We start from the raw sequence: 20,208 nt of genomic DNA, 5'->3' as shown, positions 1-20,208 counted from the left end.
AACAGGACCTCGGGCGGGCGGCTGCGTCGCTCGGACCGAGCCTAATGGCCGCCGATTCAGCGGGTGCGCCGGGTCCCGAAGTCGTCGGTCGACACCAGTTCTTCGCCTTCAGCAGCGTCGATGGGCTCGTCGACCACCACACTGCCGGTGTCGTCCCACACCTCGTCCAAGGCCCAGTCCTCCGGGTCCCAGCCGTCCACGATCACCTCGGGTCGGCCCGGCTCCGGCGGCAACTCGTGGTCATGGTCGTCGTCGAGCGGGGTCTGTTCGTCGACGGGGACATATTCGATGGCTGCTTCGTCGACCACCGGAATCGACTCGACGCCCTCGTCGTCGGTGTCCGAACGGCCTTCATCGCCACGGCCGTCGCCGTCGTAGTAGTCATCGTCGATGATGTTCGACCGGGCACGGCGTCTGCTCGGCAACGCGCTGTACACCAGGGCCGTCACCGATCCGATCACGGCGATCCACCCGAACATGAACACCCCGGCCACCGGCAGGTTGGCGCCGACCTTGCCCAGAACGCCCAACTCGCCACCAGCCAGCACGCTGGCGATGACCAGGAAGAGTGACGAGGTCGCGGCCGCGACCACCACCATCCGGATGTTGCGCAGCAGCGATTCGTCCAGACAGAGCCGGCCCACGAAGAGCGCTGTGCCCGCGATCCCGATCAGCAGCAGCGCTGTCCAGGGCCCGGCTCCACCATCGGGAAGCGCGGCGAGTATCGGCAGTGGCGGAACCTGACCGCCCTGTGATCCGAACAGGTCGACCGTTGCCCCGCCGACGGCCACCGGCGCCCCGACCAGGGCGCCCGCCGCACCGATCACCATGTTCGGCAGGTACAGGATGGAGAGCAACGTCAGTCCGAGACCACCGATCCAGCCGTTCCCGGCCGCGAGCAGGTCGCCGGCGACCGACCAGTTGATCACCAGCCGCACCGCCACCACCATCGCGCCGAGCGTCATGAGTGCGGTCACCGCAACGACTCCACAGCGAAGTCCTTTGAGGACCCAGTCGGCGACTCCTGCGCGCACGACCAGGGTGGACCACCATTTGATGCCCACGCCGATTCCGGCGCCGACTGCATGCACTGCAAACGTGCACGCGAAGGCCAGCAACGCATCCGGGCTCTGGATGGTCATCACGGTGGATGCGTCCATCACCACCGCCAGGGACAGGATGGTGGCGAGCAGGGGCCCGCCGATGGCCGAGAGGATTACGGCCGTCACCTCGCTGTGAGGGCGGTCGACATCTGTTGCCCGCGTGGTGGCCCGGGCCACCGCAGCCACCATCAGCAGGGTCGGGGCCAACGGCAGCACCCCGATGGTGACCTCACCGATCGTGAGTGGGATCTGATGGATGCCCAGCCACATGGACGCAACGGTGGCGGGCAGACTGCCGAGCCCGTCACCGACCGCGACGAGGGTCAGCGCGGCGATGACAACCAGGATTGCGAGGGTGACCGCAGTGGTCCCGAACGCCAGGCGAACCAGTGCCCGTGCCGAGTCCGCGGCGCCCACCTCGTCGGCGCGGCGGGTCCGGCGCATCTCACGCAGACGCGCGGCGAGATTTTCCGCTGTAGAGCTGGCCACCCTTGTCAGGGTGTCATTTGCCCGGCGAACAGATGGTCAGGCGCGCCGAGCGGTCGGCAAGACGAGCGGCGTCCCGTGCGCCCGCGCGGTGGCAGACGTCACGGACACACCAAAAGCCGGCCACCACACATCGTGTGATGGCCGGCTCGTCCTGACCTGGACCGAAGTGCTTGCTCAGCGCTCCGGCGACTTGAACTGCGTGGTCTGGTCGCCGTAGGGGTTCGGCTGCTCACCCGACGGCGTCGATGGGGCCTCGTACGGCGCGGAAGCACCGGGCTGAGCGCCGAAGCTGCTCGTTCCCGGAGCCGACGACGGCGTGCTCGGCTGACCTGGACCCGTGGACGGCGACGACGGGCTCGACGGGACCACCGTGGTGGCATCCGACGATCCGGCGGGCCCGGAATCGGACTTGCCCAGTCCGATCGAACCCGAGTCGGTGCCCTGCTGCCCGTAACCCGACTGTGCGTAGGGATTGCTCTGACCGGGCGCAGCCTGGTGGCCACCGGAATGCTGGTCACCTGAGCCGGCAGCCGTGGCTCCGCTGCTCTGGCCGTAGGAGGAGGCCGCGCCGTATCCGCCTGCCTGGCCGTATCCGGAGCTCTGGTCGCCTGCCTGGCCGTAGCTGGTGCCCTGGTCACCGGTCAGGCTGCTGTTCGAATGCTGGCCCGTGCTGGTCGACGCGGTGTCCGCGCTGGCGTTCGAGGCACCGGAACCAGCGGTCTTGATGATCCCGGCCTCGGTGAGGAGCCACGCGATGGCGACCGCCGCCTGGAGGACCGCGAAGACGATCGCGAGGATGAAGCCGATCCCGGCGTCGATGTCACCCTTGGTGAAGAACTGGAACAGCAGCACCAGTGCGCCGATGACCGACAGCGCGGCAACGATCCCGCTGAGCTTGGCGTTCTGCCGGAGGAGCGCTGTGGTGAGGGCGATGAGACCGGCTGCCCCGAGAAGCGCGATGGCCGTGGGGAGTCTGAGGAACAGATTGTTCTGGTCGACGTCGAAGCCTTCGGCGTCGAACGCGGGCGCGAAGCCGAGGAAGAAGTTGATCAGGCCCAATGCACCAACGGCATAGGCGAGGTACTTCGCGAGATCGGCGGGCAGACCCTTGGGCCCCTGTGACTGGCCGTAACCCTGCTGTCCGTAACCCTGCTGTCCATAGCCCTGCTGGGCGTAGCCCTGGGCCGGCTGCTGGCCGTAACCCTGCTGCCCGTATGGCTGCGACGGCTGTCCGTAGCCCTGCTGACCGGCCGGCTGCTGACCGTAACCCTGTGCAGGCTGACCGTAGCCCTGGCCGTAACCGGGATTCTGCGCCTGCTCGCCACCGGGCTGCTGGCCATAGCCGGGGTTGTACGACGGCTGTCCTGATTCGTGCTGCCCCGCGCCGGGGTACTGCGAGCCCTGGTACGGCTGCTGCGAACCGTAGCCGGACCCACCGGGTTGATAGCTCATGTTCACTCCTGCTGTTGAGGGTGTTCGTCCCGCGTGCTGCTCGGCGGATTTATATGTCGCGCCTTACGCTAGTACATCCACTGGTGACGACAACCGTTGATTTCGACTGCGACAACAAACGGACGACGTCACTTCCAGCTGTGTTCGCGGCCCTGCTGTCGATACCAATCGAGCAATTCCGGTGCGTCCACCGACCGCGGGTCCACCGCGACATCGGCGCGACCAGCCAAGATCGCGGTCACCGGTACCTCCAGCTTCTTGCCGGTCCGGGTGTGTGGGATGCCCGGCGCCACGATCACCTCGTCGGGGACGTGTCGCGGCGACAGCCTGCGCCGGATGTCCGAACGCACCTGCGCGACGAGCGATTCGTCCAGTGATGCGCCCGGGGTGAGGGTGACGAACAACGGCATCCAGTACGCGCCGCCGGGGCCGTCGACCCCCACCACGAATCCCTCGGCGATCTGGTCGATGCCCTCTACCACCTCGTAGATCTCGGCCGAGCCCATCCTGATCCCGTTGCGGTTCAACGTCGCGTCACTACGACCGTGGATGATGATCGATCCGCGTTCGGTGACGGTGACCCAATCGCCGTGTCGCCACACGTGTGGACGGGGGCCGGTGGCCCACTGGTGGTCGAAATACGCTTTCCGGTAACGCTCCCCGTCAGGGTCATTCCAGAACCCCACGGGCATGGACGGCATGGCGGTGGTGATCACCATCTCCCCGACCTCACCGATCAGCGGTTCGCAGTGCGCACTCCAACTGGCCAGTTGGACACCGAGATACCGCGCCGACAGCTCGCCCGGCACCACCGGGACGCCTGGCGAGCCTCCTGCGAAGGCGGTCACCACGTCGGTTCCACCGCTGATCGAGGACACCGGAATACTCTCTCTTACATGCTGATCCACCCAGATGAACAGATCCGCCGCGAGCGTGGAACCGGTACTGCCGATGGTACGTAGCGCGCTGAGGTCGTGATCCGTGCCGGGATGGAGCCCGGCCTTGCGTGAGGCCTGCAGCTGTCCGGGACTGGTCCCGAAGTAGGTGACCCTCTCCGATTCGACCAAGCCCCACAGCCTGTCGGCATCCGGATTGAGCGGGTGGCCGCTGTAGCAGATGATCCTGGCCCCCACCAGCAGACCGGCGACCTGGTAGTTCCACATCATCCAGCTCAGGGCGGTCTGCCAGAAGAACACGTCGTCGCGGTTCATTGCACCATGCAGGCCAACGGCTTTGAGGTGTTCGAGCACCACACCGCCGTGGCCGTGCATGATGCCTTTGGGCTTTCCGGTGGTGCCGGAGCTGAACAGCACCCAGAGTGGATGGTCGAAGGGCACCGGTTCAGGCTTCAGGTCTGCCGTACGGCGTGCGGCGACGGAGAACTCGACGGCTGCGTCGGCCGAATCCGCATCTTCCGGGTCGGATTCGGCGGTACGCACGATCAGCTGCCCGGTCAGGGTCGGGAGCATCCCGGCCAGCTCCGCACTGTCGCCGCGTTTGTCGATCCACTTGCCCCCGTAGTGATAGCCGTCGGCCCAGATCATCACCAGCGGATCCAATTGGCTGAAGCGGCCGGCAGCACCGGCCGGCGCGTAGTCCTGGCCACAGCCGGAGAACACCGCTCCGAGCGAAGCGGTGGCCAGGAACGCGATCACGGCCTCGGGCACATGCGGCAGGTAGGCCACCACCCTGTCGCCTCGCCCGACGCCCATCTCGCGCAATGTCGCTGCAACACCGGCGATCTGCTCCGGCAATTGACTCCACGTGATCTCGGTGCGGCGACCGTCCTCGCTCAGCCCTACAATTGCGACGCCGTCCTGGTCGGTGTGCGCCAGGATCTGGTCGACATAGTTGAGCGAGACGTCCGGGAACCACCGTGCATCCGGCGTCTCGGGAACGCGCAGTACATCCGAATCGGCGTCGCCGAGCGTGCTACCGCCGGTCGCCCGCACGCCGAAGTGGTCCCACACGTCGCGCCAGAACTGCTCGGGACGGTCCACCGACCACTGCCACAGATCGTCGTACCCGTCGAACGTCAGTCCGCGGGCAGCACCGACCGCCTCGGCGAACTCGTCCATTCGACTCATCGGCCGATCCCGAGGATGTCCAGCGCACTCTCGCGCATCTGGACCTTGCGGATCTTGCCGGTGACCGTCATCGGGAACGCTTCGACCACGTGGACGTATCTGGGGATCTTGTGTCGCGCGATCTTTCCGTCGGCGAACGCGCGGAGATCGTCGACGGTGAAATCGCTGACGCCGTCACGCAATTGCACCCATGCCATCAGCTCCTCACCGTATCTCTCATCCGGCACCCCGATGACCTGGGCGTCGAGGATGTCGGGATGGGTGTAGAGGAACTCCTCGATCTCGCGGGGGTAGATGTTCTCACCGCCGCGGATCACCATGTCTTTGATCCGGCCGGTGATCTGGACATAGCCGTCGTCATCCATGACGGCCAGATCGCCGGTGTGCATCCAGCCGTCGCCGTCGATGGCCTCAGCCGTCTTGTCGGGCTGGTTCCAGTATCCGATCATCACGCTGTAACCACGGGTGCAGAACTCGCCGACGTCGCCGCGGGGCACGGTGTCCCCCGAGACCGGGTCGACGACCTTGATCTCCAGGTGTGGTGCAACCCGGCCGACGGTGCCCACACGCCGGTCGAACGTGTCGTCGGAGCGCGTTTGCGTCGACACCGGCGACGTCTCGGTCATGCCGTAACAGATGGACACCTCCGACATGTGCATCTTGTCGATCACCTGCCGCATCACCTCCGCCGGGCACGGCGATCCTGCCATGATCCCCGTGCGCAGGGAGCTCAGGTCATAGGTGTCGAAGTCGGCCAGCGCGAGTTCGGCGATGAACATCGTCGGAACGCCGTACAAGCTCGTGCAGCGTTCGCCCGCAACAGCATCGAGCGTCTTGGCAGCGTCGAAGCCTGGTGCCGGAATCACCATCGTCGACCCGTGGGTGGTGGCCGCCAGGTTTCCCATCACCATGCCGAAACAGTGATAAAACGGGACAGGGATGCAGATCCGGTCCTGGTCGGTGTAATTGCACAGCTCCCCCACCAGATAGCCGTTGTTGAGGATGTTCCGGTGGGACAGGGTGGCACCCTTGGGATTACCTGTTGTGCCGGAGGTGTATTGGATGTTGATCGGGTCGTCGGGCGTCAGCGTCGACGCGATGTCGTCGAGTACGTTCAACTCTGATTCCGTTGCGGTCGAGAGCAATTCGGACCATTCATCGGAACCCAGTAGCACCACCGATGCAAGGTCGGGACAGTTGTCGATGGCGGTGGTGAGCATCCCGGCGTAGTCGGCGTCGCGGAACTGCGGTGCAGCGATCACGGTGCGCGTTCCCGACTGTTGCAACGCGAACTCGATCTCGGTCTGACGGTAGGCTGGATTCAGGTTGACGAGGATCAGACCCGACTCCGCCGCCGCGTACTGAGTCAGCACCCATTCCGCACAGTTGGGGGCCCACAGCCCGATTCGGTCGCCAGGCACCAGGCCATTGCGTGCCAGGCCGGCAGCCAACGCACGCACCTGATCACGGAACTCGCGATAGGTCCATCGACGACCAGTCGGAACGTCGACCAGGGCCTCGTTGTCACCGAATCTTTCAGCGGTCTGTCGTAACGACTCCCCGATCGTGACGGTGAGCAGCGGCGGTTGCGGCAGCCCCTCTGCGTGCGAGGGCTCAGGTGTTGCCATGAAAAGCGCTCCTAGTGTGATTCGGCGCGGCGCATGATCGCCTCCGCCTGTCCCAACAGGGGTGAATCGATCATCTGCCCGCCGACCTGGAAGACCCCGCCGGTGTTGTCTTTGTCGGCGCCCAGAATCTGTTCCGCCCAACGGATCTCGTCGTCAGTGGGCCGGTAGGCCGCACGAACGATATCCACCTGCGACGGGTGGATACACGCGGTGGCCTCGTAGCCCAGGTTCACTGCGTCGAGCGCCTCTGCATGTAGACCGTCGGTGTCGGCGATGTCGATGTGTACCGAGTCGACGGCGAAGCGCCCGTGGGCGGCGCAGGCCAGCCGAACCATGCCGCGAACCTGCCTGACCACGTCTCGATAACGTCCTGTGTTGGCTTCGCCGGTGCTGAACCGGCTCGACCGCCCGCCCATGGCGGCGACGAGGTCTTCGGCGCCCCACATCAGCCCGATGCAGTTCGGCGCCGAGGCGATCTGCTCCACGGCCAGGGCACCGGCGGGGGTCTCGATCAAGGCGATCACCTGGTACCCGACCTGTGACAGATCCTCGGCGGTCTCACTCTTGGACAGCATGACAACGCGGTACGCCGTCTGCGCGAGGGCCTTGAGGTCGCGGTAGTGGTCACCGGTGCCGGCGGCATTGATCCGCACGATGGTGATGTTCGGGTCGATCGGGTTGTTGATCAGCGCTTCGCGAGCGGCCTCACGTGCCTCCGGGCGCACCGCATCCTCGAGGTCGATGATGACCGCGTCGGCGCGATCTGCAGCTTTGGCATACCGCTCGGGACGATCTGCGGGGCAGAACAGAATGGCCGGGCCGGGCGGACTCCAGTTGGTCACCGGTGCTCCTCCTATGTCTCGGTGCGCCACCTGCCTGGACCTCACGTGACGCGCTTGCGCACGAGCGTGGACCGCTGAGCTACAGCAACCACGTCGCCGTGCTGGTTTTTTCCGATGTGACGCAATGACACCACGCCCTCACCGGGTCTGGATTTGCTTTCCCGTTTTCCCGTGCATCCGGTCTCGGCATACAGCGTGTCACCGTGGAAGAGCGGTGCGGGGAACGCAATCTCCGAGAAACCGAGATTGGCCACCAGGGTTCCCTGCGTCAACTGACTCACCGACAATCCGACGATTGTCGAGAGTGTGAACATCGAGTTCACCAGGCGCTCCCCACCGAACCCCGGTTGTTCGGCGGCGTACGCCGCGTCGAGATGCAGTGCCTGGGTGTTCATGGTCAGGGTGGTGAACAGGACGTTGTCGGCCTCGGTGACCGTCCGCCCTGGCCGGTGCTCGTACACCGTGCCCACCTCGAACTCGTCAAACCACAAGCCGCGCTGGGTGACCCGACGTGGTTGCGGCGAGCCCTCGCTCTGGCGGTCCGACTCGCTCACGCCGGTCATGCGAAGCCCAGCTCGCGCGCGATCAGCATCAACTGCACCTCGGTGGTGCCCTCGCCGATCTCCAGGATCTTCGAATCCCGGTAATGGCGTGCCACCGGGTACTCGTTCATGAAGCCGTAGCCGCCGTGGATCTGCGTGGCCATGCGTGCGTTGTCCATGGCGGCCTCGCTGGAGACCAGCTTGGCGATCGCCGCCTCCTTCTTGAACGGTTTGCCGGCGAGCATCTTCGATGCCGCGTGGTAGTACGCGGTGCGTGCGGTGTGTGCGCGAGCCTCCATCCGGGCGATGGCAAACGACACCGATTGGTATTCGCCGATGGCCTTGCCGAATGAGCGACGTTCCTTGGCGTACTTCACACTCTCGTCCACACAACCCTGCGCCACACCGGTGGCCAACGCCGCGATCGCGATTCGTCCCTCGTCGAGGATGGACAGGAAGTTGGCGTAGCCGCGGCCGCGTTCACCGAGCAGATTCTCTGCGGGCACCCGCGCGTCACTGAAACTGAGCGGGTGGGTGTCCGACGCGTTCCACCCCACCTTGTTGTACGCGGGCTCGGCGGTGAAACCCTCTGTGCCACTGGGCACGATGATCGTCGAGATCTCCTTGCGGGCCGACCCGTCCGCCCCCGGTGACCGCGCTCCGGTGACGGCCGTGACGGTGACCAGCGAAGTGATGTCGGTGCCGGAGTTGGTGATGAATTGTTTGGCCCCGTTGATGATCCACTCGTCGCCGTCCTGTTTGGCCGTGGTGGCGGTGGCACCCGCATCCGAGCCCGCGCCTGGCTCGGTGAGCCCGAATCCTGCCAACGCGCGGCCGGCAACCAGGTCCGGCAGCCACTTCTGCTTCTGCTCTTCGGTACCGAACCGGTAGATCGGCATGGCGCCGAGGCCCACCCCGGCTTCGAGGGTGATGGCCACCGACTGGTCCACCTTGCCCAGTTCCTCGAGCGCCAGCGACAGCGCGAAGTAGTCCCCTCCCATCCCGCCGTATTCCTCACCGAACGGCAGACCGAACAGGCCCATCTCCCCCATCTGGCGCACCACCTCGTACGGGAAGGTGTGTTCGGCATCGTGTTTGGCCGATACCGGGGCAACCACCGACCGTGCGAAGTCGGCCACTGTCCTGCGCAGTTCGTCGTATTCGACCGTCAGGTCGTCGGTGATGGTCATGTGGGATTTCCTTCCGAGTGGTCGATGATCGTTGCCAGCCGCTGGCCGCTGGTGACCTTGTCTCCGACGGCGACCACAACCGACAGGTCACCGGCACGTGGAGCGGTCAACGTGTGTTCCATCTTCATCGCCTCGACCACCAGTACAGGCGTACCGGCCTCGACCGACTCGCCTCCTAGATGCAGCACGGCGACAACGGTTCCCGGCATGGGGCTGGTGATCTCCCCGAGTTCCTCGGCATCGGTGGACGACCGCAGGATCTTCGACTCGGCGATCTCCCAGGTACCGGCCGGGCCGCTGACCCAGTAATGCCCCGGGCTGTCGGTCCGGTGGCCTGCGGCCGGTCTCGGTGGCGCTTGCACGATCAGCCATCGCGACGTCATGCCGTCGAGGGTGAGTCGCTCGCCGGACACCGATGCTGTGGCTGTCCGGTCACCGATGGTGACGCGGGCGTCGGTTTCCGGTCCGGTCACCGCGACCGTCACCACATCGTCTCCGACCTGCAGGCGTGTCCTCGTAGGTGCTGGTCCACCGATGCGCCAGCCGACCTGCGAGGTCCACGGTGTCTCACCGCTGCGACCGGTTCGCACCCGGTGAAGTCCGACCAATGCCAGTGCCTCGAAAGGGGGCGAGAGTTCGCGGTAGTCGACGACGAGGCGGTCGAGCAGCTCGGTGTCGAGCTCTGCGGCCCGAACATCGGGCTGGTCGAGCACGTGGCGGCAGAACCCGATGTTGGTGCGAACGCCGAGCACGTGGGTGCGCGCCAACGCTGCATCCAGGCGCGCGATGGCATCGGCGCGATCATCGCCGTGGACGATGACCTTCGCGAGCATGGGGTCGTAGTCGCTGCCCACCACGTCTCCGGTGACGATGCCCGAGTCGACCCGGACACCAGGGCCGGCGGGTTCGTCCACGAGGAGCAGGGACCCACCGGTGGGAAGGAATCCGGCAGCGGGGTCTTCGGCGTACACCCGGGCTTCGATTGCGTGCCCGGTCATCGTCACATCGTCCTGGGCGAAATCCAGTTTGTCCCCCCGGGCCACCCGCAGCTGCCAGTCGACGAGGTCGACGCCGGTGACCATCTCGGTGACCGGGTGTTCCACCTGCAGACGGGTGTTCATCTCCATGAAGAAGAACTCGTCGGGTTTGTGTGCCGAGACGATGAACTCCACCGTCCCGGCGCCGGTGTAGCCGACCGACCGCGCCGCGTCGCAGGCCGCCGCGCCGATGCGGGCACGCGTGGCGGTGTCGAGCAGCGCCGAGGGCGCCTCCTCGATGACCTTCTGGTGTCGTCGCTGGAGGGAACATTCGCGCTCACCGAGATGCACCACGTTGCCGTGGGTATCGGCGAGTACCTGGACCTCGATATGACGCGGGGTGTCCACGAACCGTTCGAGAAACAGCGTGTCATCGCCGAATGCCGCCTTGGCCTCGCGCCGGGCGGTCCGCAGCGCGGCAGGAAGGTCGACCGGATCGGCAACGCGGTGCATCCCTTTGCCGCCACCGCCTGCGCTCGGTTTGATGAGCACCGGGAACCCGATGTCGGACGCTGCCGCGATCAGGTCGTCATCGGTGAGCCCGGGGCGGGAGATGCCGGGAACCACGGGGACGTCACGCGCCGACACAGCCTCCCGCGCGGCGATCTTGTCGCCCATGATCTCGATCGCCGCTGTCGGCGGGCCGAGGAAGACGATCGACGCCTCCGCCAGTGCACGTGCGAATGCCGCGTTCTCCGAGAGGAATCCGTATCCGGGGTGCACCGCATCGGCGCCGACACTTCGCGCGGCAGCGATCACCGCGTCGATCTTCAGGTAGCTCTCGGTCGCGGCGGCCGGGCCGAGTCGGACGGCCTCATCGGCCATGGCCACGTGCAGCGAATCAGAATCTGCGTCCGAGTACACCGCAACGCTGCGGACTCCCGCTTGCCGCAAGGTGCGGATCACCCGGCAGGCGATCTCCCCGCGGTTGGCGACCAATACCGTGTCTATCTGTTTCATCACCACATCACATCCGAAAGACGCCGTAGGACACCGGCGCGAGCGGTGCGTTGCGCGCAGCGGCAAGCGCCAGCCCGAGCACGGTGCGGGTGTCGGCGGGATCGATCACGCCGTCATCCCATAGCCGTGCGGTGGAGTAATAGGCGTCCGATTGTGTTTCGAACTGCTCGCGGATCGGCGCCTTGAACTGTTCCTCATCCTCCGCGGACCACTCCTGACCGCCGCGCTCGATCTGGTTGCGCCGCACTGTCGCCAAGGTGTCGGCAGCCTGCGGTCCACCCATCACCGAGATGCGTGCATTGGGCCACATCCACAGAAACCGTGGCGAGTAGGCACGCCCACACATCGAGTAGTTGCCGGCACCGAACGATCCACCGATCATCACGGTGAACTTGGGCACCCGAGCGCAAGCCACCGCGGTGACCATCTTGGCGCCGTTCTTGGCGATCCCGCCCTGCTCGTATTCCCGTCCCACCATGAACCCCGTGATGTTCTGCAGGAACACCAGAGGAATCTTGCGCTTGTCGCACAGTTCGATGAAATGCGCTCCCTTGAGAGCACTTTCACTGAACAACACTCCATTGTTGGCGATGATGCCGACAGGGTGGCCATGGATGTGGGCGAATGCGGTGACCAGCGACGTCCCGTATCCCGCCTTGAACTCGTCGTATTGACCCGCGTCGCAGATGATCTCGATCACCGCGCGAACGTCGTACGGGGTACGGGCATCGGTGGGGACCACGTCGTAGAGATCGGTCTGCGTCGCAACAGGGTCGCGAACCGGCTGCACGTCCCACTGCGGGGGGTCGGTGGGCCCGAGCGTGGCGACGATCCGCCGGACCCGTTCGAGCGCGTCCTCGTCGTTGTCCGCGAGGTGGTCGGTGACCCCGGACACGGTCGAGTGCATCAGTCCGCCACCGAGGTCCTCGGCGCTGACATCTTCTCCGGTTGCGGCCTTCACCAGTGGCGGCCCGGCGAGGAAGATGGTGCCCTGATCGCGCACGATCACCGTCTCGTCGCTCATGGCGGCACGTAGGCACCACCGGCTGTGGACGAGCCGAGCACAGCCGAGATCTGCGGGATACCTGCGGCACTCATGTTGGCCTGATTGAAGAAGATGCGACCGAAATGGTCGCGGTCGGGGAAGACCTCGTCCTGCTGCAGCAACATCGCACCGCCGGAGTCCACAAGGTAGATACACGGCAATCGGTTCGCCGCCGCCACCTCCTGGGCTCGCAGGTGCTTCTTCACGGTCACCGGGTAGTAGGTGCCGCCCGAGACCGTCGCGTCGTTGGCGATCACCACGCACTCCCGTCCGGCCACCCGCCCGATGCCGGCGATCACTCCCGCCGCGGGCGCCTTGCCGCCGTACATGTCCTCGGCTGCCAGCGGCGCGATCTCCAAGAACGGACTCCCGGCATCGAGGAGCGTGTCGACCCGGTCACGAGGCAGCAGTTTCCCGCGGTCCAGGTGCCTGGCCCGCGCCTTCTCGCCGCCGCCCTGGGCCACGCGATCCAGCCGGGCACGCAGAGCCGCCACGTTGGCTTCATGCGTTGCACGCCACCGGGGTGCGGTTGCGGTCGTGGACACCGGCGTCCACCGCCTTTCAGTTAGGAACGATTAACTGAAGTCACTGTAAGTGCTGGCAGACCCATTGTCACGCGATTGGCGACATCGCGGCCGAAGTTTGGCCGATCCCGCCCGCGCCCACACTCACCGCCTGCCCCCGATATCCGCACATGCCGAGATCCGTCGTGACCCGCATCACAGGTTGACGTACGATCGCGGTACCGAAGAACAAGCTCCGACCCACCACCCCCGGGTCGGCACAACACAATAGAGAGCCGGGTAAACAGCCATGACCCTCGTTACGCAGAACCACCACGACGGCGACCACGACCGCGATCCACTGGGCGGAGCAGCCGCTTCCGTCGAGTCCTTCTCACTGGACGACCGCTACACCCGCGAGTCCGGGACCGTCTACCTCACCGGCATCCAGGCACTGGTCCGGATGGTTCGTGACCGTGCCCGCCTCGACCGTAGGCAGAATCTGCGCACAGCGTCTTTCATCTCCGGCTACGAGGGTTCTCCGCTCGCCGGTTACGACCTCGAGATCGCCCGTCGCGCCAAGTACCTCGACCCCTTCGACGTGGTGCACCGCCCGGGACTCAACGAGGAGATCGCCGCGACATCGGTGATGGGTTCGCAGGTGGCAGCCCAGGTCGGGACACTGTCGAACCGCGGAGAGAACAGTGCGCTCGACGGCGTCGTCGGCTACTGGTACGGCAAGGCTCCAGGCCTCGACCGGGCCACCGATGCCCTCCGGCACGCCAACATCATCGGCACCCACCCCACCGGCGGCGCCGTCGCCCTGGTCGGCGATGACCCGGGTGCCAAGAGTTCCACCGTCCCCTGCGCTTCCGAGATGGCGCTGGCCGACCTGTACATGCCGATCCTCTATCCCGCCGACTCCCAGGACATCCTCGATCTCGGAGTCCACGCCGCGATCATGTCTCGGGTGTCCGGCCTGTGGACGTCGATGAAGATCTCCGCCCATGTCGCCGACGGGGCATCCACCGCTGATGTGCACCCCGACCGCATCCTCCCCATCTACGGCGATCTGGGCACCAGTCCACATGTCCCCAGCGGAAAGCTGTTGGGCGCCAACCTCATGGAGCTCGAACAGAACCAGCTGACGATCCGCCTGCCCCGCGCGATGGAATACGCACGCATCAACAGGCTCAACCGGATCGTCTCGCGCACCCCGGACGACAGGATCGGCATCGTCGCGGCGGGCAAGACCTACCTCGACGTCCGCGAAGGACTGCGGCTGATGGGTATCACCGACGCCGACCTGGGCCGCCTGGGCATCCGGATCCTGAAAATGGGCATGGTGTACCCGTTCGAGCGCGAGATCATGACCGAGTTCATCGCCGGGCTCGACGAGGTCATCGTGGTCGAAGAGAAACGGGACTTCCTCGAAACGATGATGCGCGACATCCTGTTCCGCCGCCCGGATGTACCGAACATCGTCGGCAAGTCCAACGAAGACGGATCCACCTTGTTCTCGCGGTTCGGCGAACTCGACATCGATTCGGTGACCCGCGGTCTCGCGAACCGACTCGCCCATCACCACCAGATCCCCGACGCCAAGAACTGGCTCGAGACCAGCGGTCGCAGTCGGGGCCGCATCGAACTACCGCTGGCAGTGCGCAGCCCGTACTTCTGCTCGGGATGTCCGCACAACAGCTCCACCAAGGTCGCCGACGGAACATTGGTGGGCGCCGGGATCGGTTGCCACGCCATGGTCTTGCTCATGGACCCCGACCAGGTCGGTGACATCGCCGGAGTCACACAGATGGGCGGCGAGGGTGCGCAGTGGCTGGGAATCTCTCCCTTTGTCGACGAGAAGCACTTCGTGCAGAACATCGGCGACGGCACCTTCATGCACTCGGGATCGCTGGCGTTGCGTTCGGCGGTCGCTGCCGGGTCGAACATCACCTATAAGCTGCTGTTCAACGGCACGGTCGCGATGACGGGTGGACAGAACCCGGTCGGCCAGATGGACCTGCCGCAGATCACCAAACTACTTCTGGCCGAGAGGGTTCGGCGTGTGGTGGTCACCTCGGACGATCCGATTCGCACCCGTTCCCTGCAGCTACCGCCCGGGGTCGAGGTGCGCAGTCGCGATGATCTGATGCAGATCCAGCAGGAGCTCGCGGCCATCGAGGGCGTCACCGTGCTCATCCACGATCAGCACTGCGCCGCCGAGAAGCGCCGCGGGCGCAAGCGCGGTGAGCAACCGACTCCCACCACACGCGTGATGATCAACGAGCGGATCTGCGAGGGGTGCGGCGACTGCGGCGAGAAGTCGAATTGCCTGTCGGTGCACCCGGTGTCGACGGAGTTCGGTCGCAAGACCCGGATCGATCAGAGTTCGTGCAATCTCGACTTCTCCTGCCTCAAAGGCGATTGCCCGTCGTTTGTCACGGTCACCCCCGGCGAGGCCGCTCGGGTTCGCCACACGGTGCCGAACATCGACGCCGACGTAGTGCCGACACCCACCGCCACCAAACGTATCGACGACGGATTCACCCTCCGGGTCACGGGTATCGGCGGCACCGGGGTTGTCACGGTGTCCCAGGTGATCGCCACCGCAGCCGTTCTCGACGGGCACGTGGCACGCACGGTCGACATGACCGGGCTGGCGCAAAAGGGCGGCGCAGTGGTGAGCGACGTCAAGGTCAGCTCGGGCGTGGTGGAACAGGCGGCGAAAGTCGCGTCGGGTGACTGCGACCTCTACCTGTCGTGCGACGGACTCGTCGGCGTTGACCCGGCGAACCTGAAGGTGGCCTCGCCGCTGAAGACCACCGCCATCGTCTCCACCACCAAGATCCCGACAGGCGCAATGGTCATCGACACCTCCGTGTCCTACCCCAGCGATGCCCAGATCGCGTCGTCCATCGACCGGTCGGTGCAACGGGGCATCTACCTCGACGCCGGTGAACTCACGCTCGAACTCTTCGGGGATGAGCAGTACGCCAACATGCTCCTGGTGGGTGCGGCATTCCAGTCGGGAGCCATGCCGATCACGGCCGAATCGATCGAGCGTGCCATCGAGCTCAACGGCGTTGCCGTCGAACGCAATCTGCAGGCGTTTCGCCGTGGCCGGCAGGTCGTCGCCGACCGCGAGGCGGTCAGATCTGCTGTTGCGGCCGCACACCCGGCGCCCGCACCATGGCAGCCCAGCCCCCGGGCCATCACCCTCACGCAGTCGCTGGACAGCGTGAGCGCCGAGGTGCTGAGCACGGTTCGCCGCCGGGTCGATGAATTGATCGACTACCAGAGCGTCGCCTACGCAACCGATTACGTCCGGTTCGTCGGTGACGTCGCACGCGCCGAAGGCCAGGCCGAGGTAGGCGGCCTCACCGACGCCGTGGCGCGCAACCTGTTCAAACTGATGGCCTACAAGGACGAGTACGAAGTTGCACGTCTGACACAGGACCACCAGTTCGCAGCCGAGGTCGCCGACCAGTTCGGTGAAGACGCAAAAGTTGCTGTGCGCCTGCATCCGCCGACTCTCCGGTCGCTGGGCATGCGCAACAAGATCGCCATCGGCGCCTGGGGTACGCCTGCGCTGAAGTCGCTGGCGAAGGCCAAGCGCCTACGTGGCACCAAGCTCGATCCGTTCGCGCGTGCCGAGGTCCGCGAGACCGAGCGGGCACTGATCGTCGAGTACCGCGAACTCATCACCCGGTTGCTGGAGGCCGTTGCGGACGGCCGGCTGACCGCAGACGACATGCCTTCGGCTGTTGCGGTGGCCGAGCTGCCCGACATGGTGCGCGGATACGAAGACATCAAGATGCGCAACGTGGCCCGGTACCGCGAAGCAGTGGCCGAACACACTGCGGCACTGAATATCTGAATCGCCGACACCCCACGCAGTACGCGAGGACGCTCCAGGAGCACGTGGGCGTCCTCGCGTTCTGTCACCTCTGGTCAGCGGTGTCGCACCGTCGGGGTCACGAACTCAGCAGAGCCGCGTGAGCCATCCGAGCGAGGATCACGTGTAGACGCCGGGCATCCAGATCCGGGAGACGCGGCGAGGAATTGATCAGTCCGAACACGGCCTGCACCCGCGTCCGCGCTTCCTGGCGGGGTATCGAGCCATCGAGTTGGATCAACGTGTCGGCCCACAGTTCGACGTACTGCCGCTGCAGCCGTCTGACCGTGCGACTGGCTTCGGCGGCGAGTGACGAGAAATCCCGATCCTGCACGCGGATCAGCTCGGGCTCGGTGGTCGCGAACCGTACGTGGAAGTCGATCAGACCGTCCAGTGCTTCGTCGGGTCCGTCGGTCGACGCGACCACCGATTGGCCGCCGTCGAAGAGCCGTTCCGAGATGCCGATGAGCATCTCGGCCAGGACTGCGTCCTTGCCCGTGAAGTGCCGATACATCGCCGGACCGCTGACACCCACCGCGGCGCCGATGTCTTCGAGACGGACCCCCGCAAATCCTCGCTCGGCCATCAGACGTGCCGCTGCGGCCAGCAACTCCCGCCGCCGCGCAGCCTTCGCCAGACCCCTGCGTGTGACCGGAGCGGGTCCGGACGGGGTTTCTGCCGACGACTCGTGGACGTCATCATCCGCGGGCTCTGCGGGCCCGTCAGGAGTTCCGGCTGCAGTGGTCATCGCCTGCTGAGGTTACCCGCCCGACCCATGGGTCGGGAACGGGTTCGCCCAGCCGTCACACCGCACGTCAACGATGCAACGCGCGCCTGGCCAGCCGGTTCCCGAGCCACTGACCCAGTTGCACCAACACGATCAGCATCGCGATGACCACCACGGTGAGCTTCCAGTTGAATTGCTGATAGCCGTACTGCTGGGCGAAGTCGCCCAACCCCCCGCCACCGACGTATCCCGCCATCGCGGACATGTCCACGATCGCGACGAAGATGAACGTGTACCCGAGCACAAGCGGCGCAAGACCTTCCGGGATCACCACCGTCAGCAACGTGCGGAGCCGGCCTGTACCCATCGCGCGCGCCGCCTCCACCACACCAGGGTCGACGGCCACGAGATTCTGCTCCACCACACGCCCGATCACGAACACAGCCATCACCGTCATCGGGAAAATCGCTGCCTCGGTACCGATCCTGGTGCCCATCACCTCTTTGGTGAGCGGCGCCATGGCCGTGATGAAGATGATGAACGGGATCGGCCGGACGATGTTGACCGCCACGTTGAGAAGGTTGTAGACAACCGTGTTGGCAAGCAGATTGGTCGGGCGGGTGGCGTAGAGCAGGGCACCGAGACCCAGCCCGATGACGCCGCCGATCACCAGCGTGAAACCCACGAGCTGGAAGGTCTGGATGACCGCGTCCCACAGGATCGGGCGCAGCTCCGGAGTGATGATGTCGCCGAGGAACACGGGCTACACCTCCTCTTTCACCGGATGTTCGGTGACGTCGGTCAGTTCGCGGAGGTCTGCAAGCGCCGCGTCGATCTCCCTGTCGCCACCCTGCAATGCGAATGTCAACGAACCGAACGGGCGCCGGGACAGTTCGATGATCCCGCCGTAGACCACGGTGGCCCGGACGCCGGGCCGCGCCAGGGCTCCGGTGACATCGACCGTGCCGGAATCGGTTTCCCGTACCGCAACGGTCACGAATCGACCGCTGTGGCGGGAGCGCAACCGGACGAGCGTCTCCCCCGATGGCGCATCACCGACCGCCGAACGCACCAGGCGTCGCGTGATCGGCGATGCGGGCCCGGAGAACACGTCGTACACCAGACCCTGCTCGGCGAGACGCCCCGAATCGAGGACGGCCACCCGGTCACAGATGTCACGCACCACGTCCATCTCGTGGGTGATGACCACGATGGTGGTGCCCAGCTCGCGATTGACGCGTTTGAGCAAACCGAGGATTTCCGCTGTCGTGTCCGGGTCGAGCGCACTGGTGGCCTCATCGGCCAGCAGGATCTTCGGTGACGTCGCCAGTGCACGTGCGATTCCCACCCGCTGCTTCTGCCCACCGGACAGCTGCTGCGGGTACTGACGGGCCTTGTCACCGATGCCCACGAAGTCGAGGAGCTCGGTGACGCGAGCGGCACGCGCAGATCGTGTCATGCCCGAAACCTTCAGTGGGAACTCGACATTGCCGGCAACGGTGCGCGATGAGAACAGGTTGAACTGCTGGAATATCATGCCGATGTCCCCGCGCACCCGGCGCAGCTGGCGTTCACGGGCCCGGCTGATGTCCTCGCCGTCGATCAGGATCTGCCCCTCGTCGGGGGTTTCCAGACCATTGATCAGCCGAACCAGGGTGCTCTTACCAGCACCTGAGTATCCGATCACCCCGGTGATGTCGCCGCGGGCGATGTCCAGGTCCACCCCGTCCACCGCGACAAGCTGTTTGCCTCCCTTGCCGCGAAACCGCTTGGTGGCGCCCCGGAACGAGATGGCGGGTTCCTCAGGCACCGCTCGACTTCACCTGCTCCTGGAGTTCGACGGTGAGCTGCTGCAGTTCGGACGCGGGGTTCGTCTTGAAGACCCCGCTTGCGCCCAGGTCCTTCTTCGCAGCCGCTTCGACCTCGGGATCGTGGTACAGCGCAACCAGCTTCAGGTAGTCGGCGTTGTTCTTGTCTTCGTCGCGTGCGACGAAAGCGTTGATGTACGGCTTGGCGATATCACTGTTCGGGTCGTCTTGAGCGATCACCTTGTCCGCGCCGAGATTTGCCGACGTCGCATAGTTGTTGTTGACGATCGCGGCATCCACCGAATCAAGACTCTGGGCGGTCTGGCCGGCATCGACTGCGGTCACCTTCACCTTTGACGCACCCTCGTTGATGTCGGCCAGGGTCGAGAACGCGGACCCGCCGTTCTTCAAGGAGATCAGACCGGCCTGCTGCAACACCAAGAGGCCGCGGGCCTGGTTGGTCGGGTCGTTCGGGATCACCACGCTGCCGCCCTGCGGGATCTCGTCCAGAGACGCGTGTTTGGTCGAGTACAGCGGCAGAGGATAGACGGCCGTCGCACCGATGGGCACGAGGTTCTGATTGTTCTTGGCGTTGTAGGTGGCGAGGTACAGCAGGTGCTGGAACTCGTTGAGCTGGAGCTCTCCCTCGGCCAGCGCGGGATTGGGCTGGTTGTAGTCGGTGAAATTCACCAGCTCGACGTCGATGCCCTCATCGGAAGCCTTCTGCTTGAACACATTCCAGTAGCTTTCACTGGCGTCGGCGACACCGATCTTCACCGTGTCCGAGTCGTCGCTGCCGCACGCGGCCATCCCCAGGGCCAGCAGGGGCAGAACCAGTAGCAGGGCAAGCCTTCTCAAACGCATGACAACCCGTTCCCTTTCGTCTCACGGCCGAGGCGG

Annotated in this window: 13 protein-coding genes and 1 pseudogene; 1 reads left to right on the top strand and 13 read right to left on the bottom strand. The window is 65.5% G+C overall.

Going from position 1 to position 20,208, the window contains the following annotated elements; all coding sequences use genetic code 11:
• Nucleotides 1-56 precede the first annotated feature (56 nt).
• From MVA47_RS11655 to MVA47_RS11615, 9 genes and pseudogenes are all read right to left on the bottom strand, one after another.
• Nucleotides 57-1,592, bottom strand: coding sequence for a DUF6350 family protein (locus MVA47_RS11655; RefSeq protein WP_247208042.1), 1,536 nt, complete (start codon nt 1,590-1,592; stop codon nt 57-59).
• A gap of 174 nt (nt 1,593-1,766) precedes the next feature.
• Nucleotides 1,767-3,044, bottom strand: a complete 1,278-nt coding sequence (locus MVA47_RS11650; RefSeq protein WP_247208041.1) for a DUF5336 domain-containing protein — start codon at nt 3,042-3,044, stop codon at nt 1,767-1,769.
• A 128-nt stretch (nt 3,045-3,172) separates the two neighbouring features.
• Complete coding sequence (locus MVA47_RS11645) at nt 3,173-5,122, bottom strand: acetoacetate--CoA ligase (protein ID WP_247210729.1); 1,950 nt, start codon at nt 5,120-5,122, stop codon at nt 3,173-3,175.
• Nucleotides 5,123-5,127: 5 nt separating this feature from the next.
• Nucleotides 5,128-6,759, bottom strand: a complete 1,632-nt coding sequence (locus MVA47_RS11640) for an AMP-binding protein (RefSeq protein ID WP_247208040.1) — start codon at nt 6,757-6,759, stop codon at nt 5,128-5,130.
• 11 nt (nt 6,760-6,770) lie between these two features.
• Nucleotides 6,771-7,601 carry a CoA ester lyase gene (locus MVA47_RS11635; protein WP_247208039.1) on the bottom strand — a complete coding sequence of 277 codons (831 nt, stop codon included), beginning with the start codon at nt 7,599-7,601 and terminating at the stop codon, nt 6,771-6,773.
• 41 nt (nt 7,602-7,642) lie between these two features.
• Complete coding sequence (locus MVA47_RS11630; protein WP_374474177.1) at nt 7,643-8,164, bottom strand: MaoC family dehydratase; 522 nt, start codon at nt 8,162-8,164, stop codon at nt 7,643-7,645.
• Complete coding sequence (locus tag MVA47_RS11625; protein ID WP_247208037.1) at nt 8,161-9,333, bottom strand: acyl-CoA dehydrogenase family protein; 1,173 nt, start codon at nt 9,331-9,333, stop codon at nt 8,161-8,163. The genes MVA47_RS11630 and MVA47_RS11625 overlap by 4 nt, the downstream gene beginning before the upstream one ends.
• On the bottom strand, nt 9,330-11,330 hold the full coding sequence (locus tag MVA47_RS11620; RefSeq protein WP_247208036.1) for an acetyl/propionyl/methylcrotonyl-CoA carboxylase subunit alpha: 2,001 nt from the start codon (nt 11,328-11,330) through the stop codon (nt 9,330-9,332). The genes MVA47_RS11625 and MVA47_RS11620 overlap by 4 nt, the downstream gene beginning before the upstream one ends.
• 7 nt (nt 11,331-11,337) lie before the next feature.
• A pseudogene (locus tag MVA47_RS11615) lies at nt 11,338-12,920 on the bottom strand (carboxyl transferase domain-containing protein).
• Nucleotides 12,921-13,188: 268 nt separating this feature from the next.
• Here MVA47_RS11615 and MVA47_RS11610 point away from each other — a divergent pair.
• Nucleotides 13,189-16,755, top strand: a complete 3,567-nt coding sequence (locus MVA47_RS11610; RefSeq protein WP_247208035.1) for an indolepyruvate ferredoxin oxidoreductase family protein — start codon at nt 13,189-13,191, stop codon at nt 16,753-16,755.
• 97 nt (nt 16,756-16,852) lie between these two features.
• Here MVA47_RS11610 and MVA47_RS11605 read toward each other — a convergent pair whose 3' ends face one another.
• From MVA47_RS11605 to MVA47_RS11590, 4 genes are all read right to left on the bottom strand, one after another.
• Complete coding sequence (locus tag MVA47_RS11605) at nt 16,853-17,521, bottom strand: TetR/AcrR family transcriptional regulator (protein WP_247208034.1); 669 nt, start codon at nt 17,519-17,521, stop codon at nt 16,853-16,855.
• 67 nt (nt 17,522-17,588) lie between these two features.
• The gene (locus tag MVA47_RS11600) at nt 17,589-18,260 is read right to left on the bottom strand and encodes a methionine ABC transporter permease (RefSeq protein WP_247208033.1); all 672 of its coding nucleotides are present in this window, start codon (nt 18,258-18,260) and stop codon (nt 17,589-17,591) included.
• A gap of 3 nt (nt 18,261-18,263) precedes the next feature.
• Entirely contained in the window at nt 18,264-19,310 is a 1,047-nt protein-coding gene (locus MVA47_RS11595) for a methionine ABC transporter ATP-binding protein (protein WP_247208032.1), read from the bottom strand.
• Nucleotides 19,303-20,172: a MetQ/NlpA family ABC transporter substrate-binding protein gene (locus MVA47_RS11590; protein WP_247208031.1), complete on the bottom strand. Its 870-nt coding sequence runs from the start codon at nt 20,170-20,172 to the stop codon at nt 19,303-19,305. Before MVA47_RS11590 ends, MVA47_RS11595 begins: the two co-directional genes overlap by 8 nt.
• Between the last annotated feature and the right edge of the window lie 36 nt (nt 20,173-20,208).

Origin of the sequence: Williamsia sp. DF01-3 (assembly GCF_023051145.1) — a bacterium.
Classification (GTDB): Bacteria; Actinomycetota; Actinomycetes; order Mycobacteriales; family Mycobacteriaceae; genus Williamsia.
Note: the sequence above shows the minus strand (reverse complement) of the source record. Positions and strands in the feature narration are given on the sequence as shown.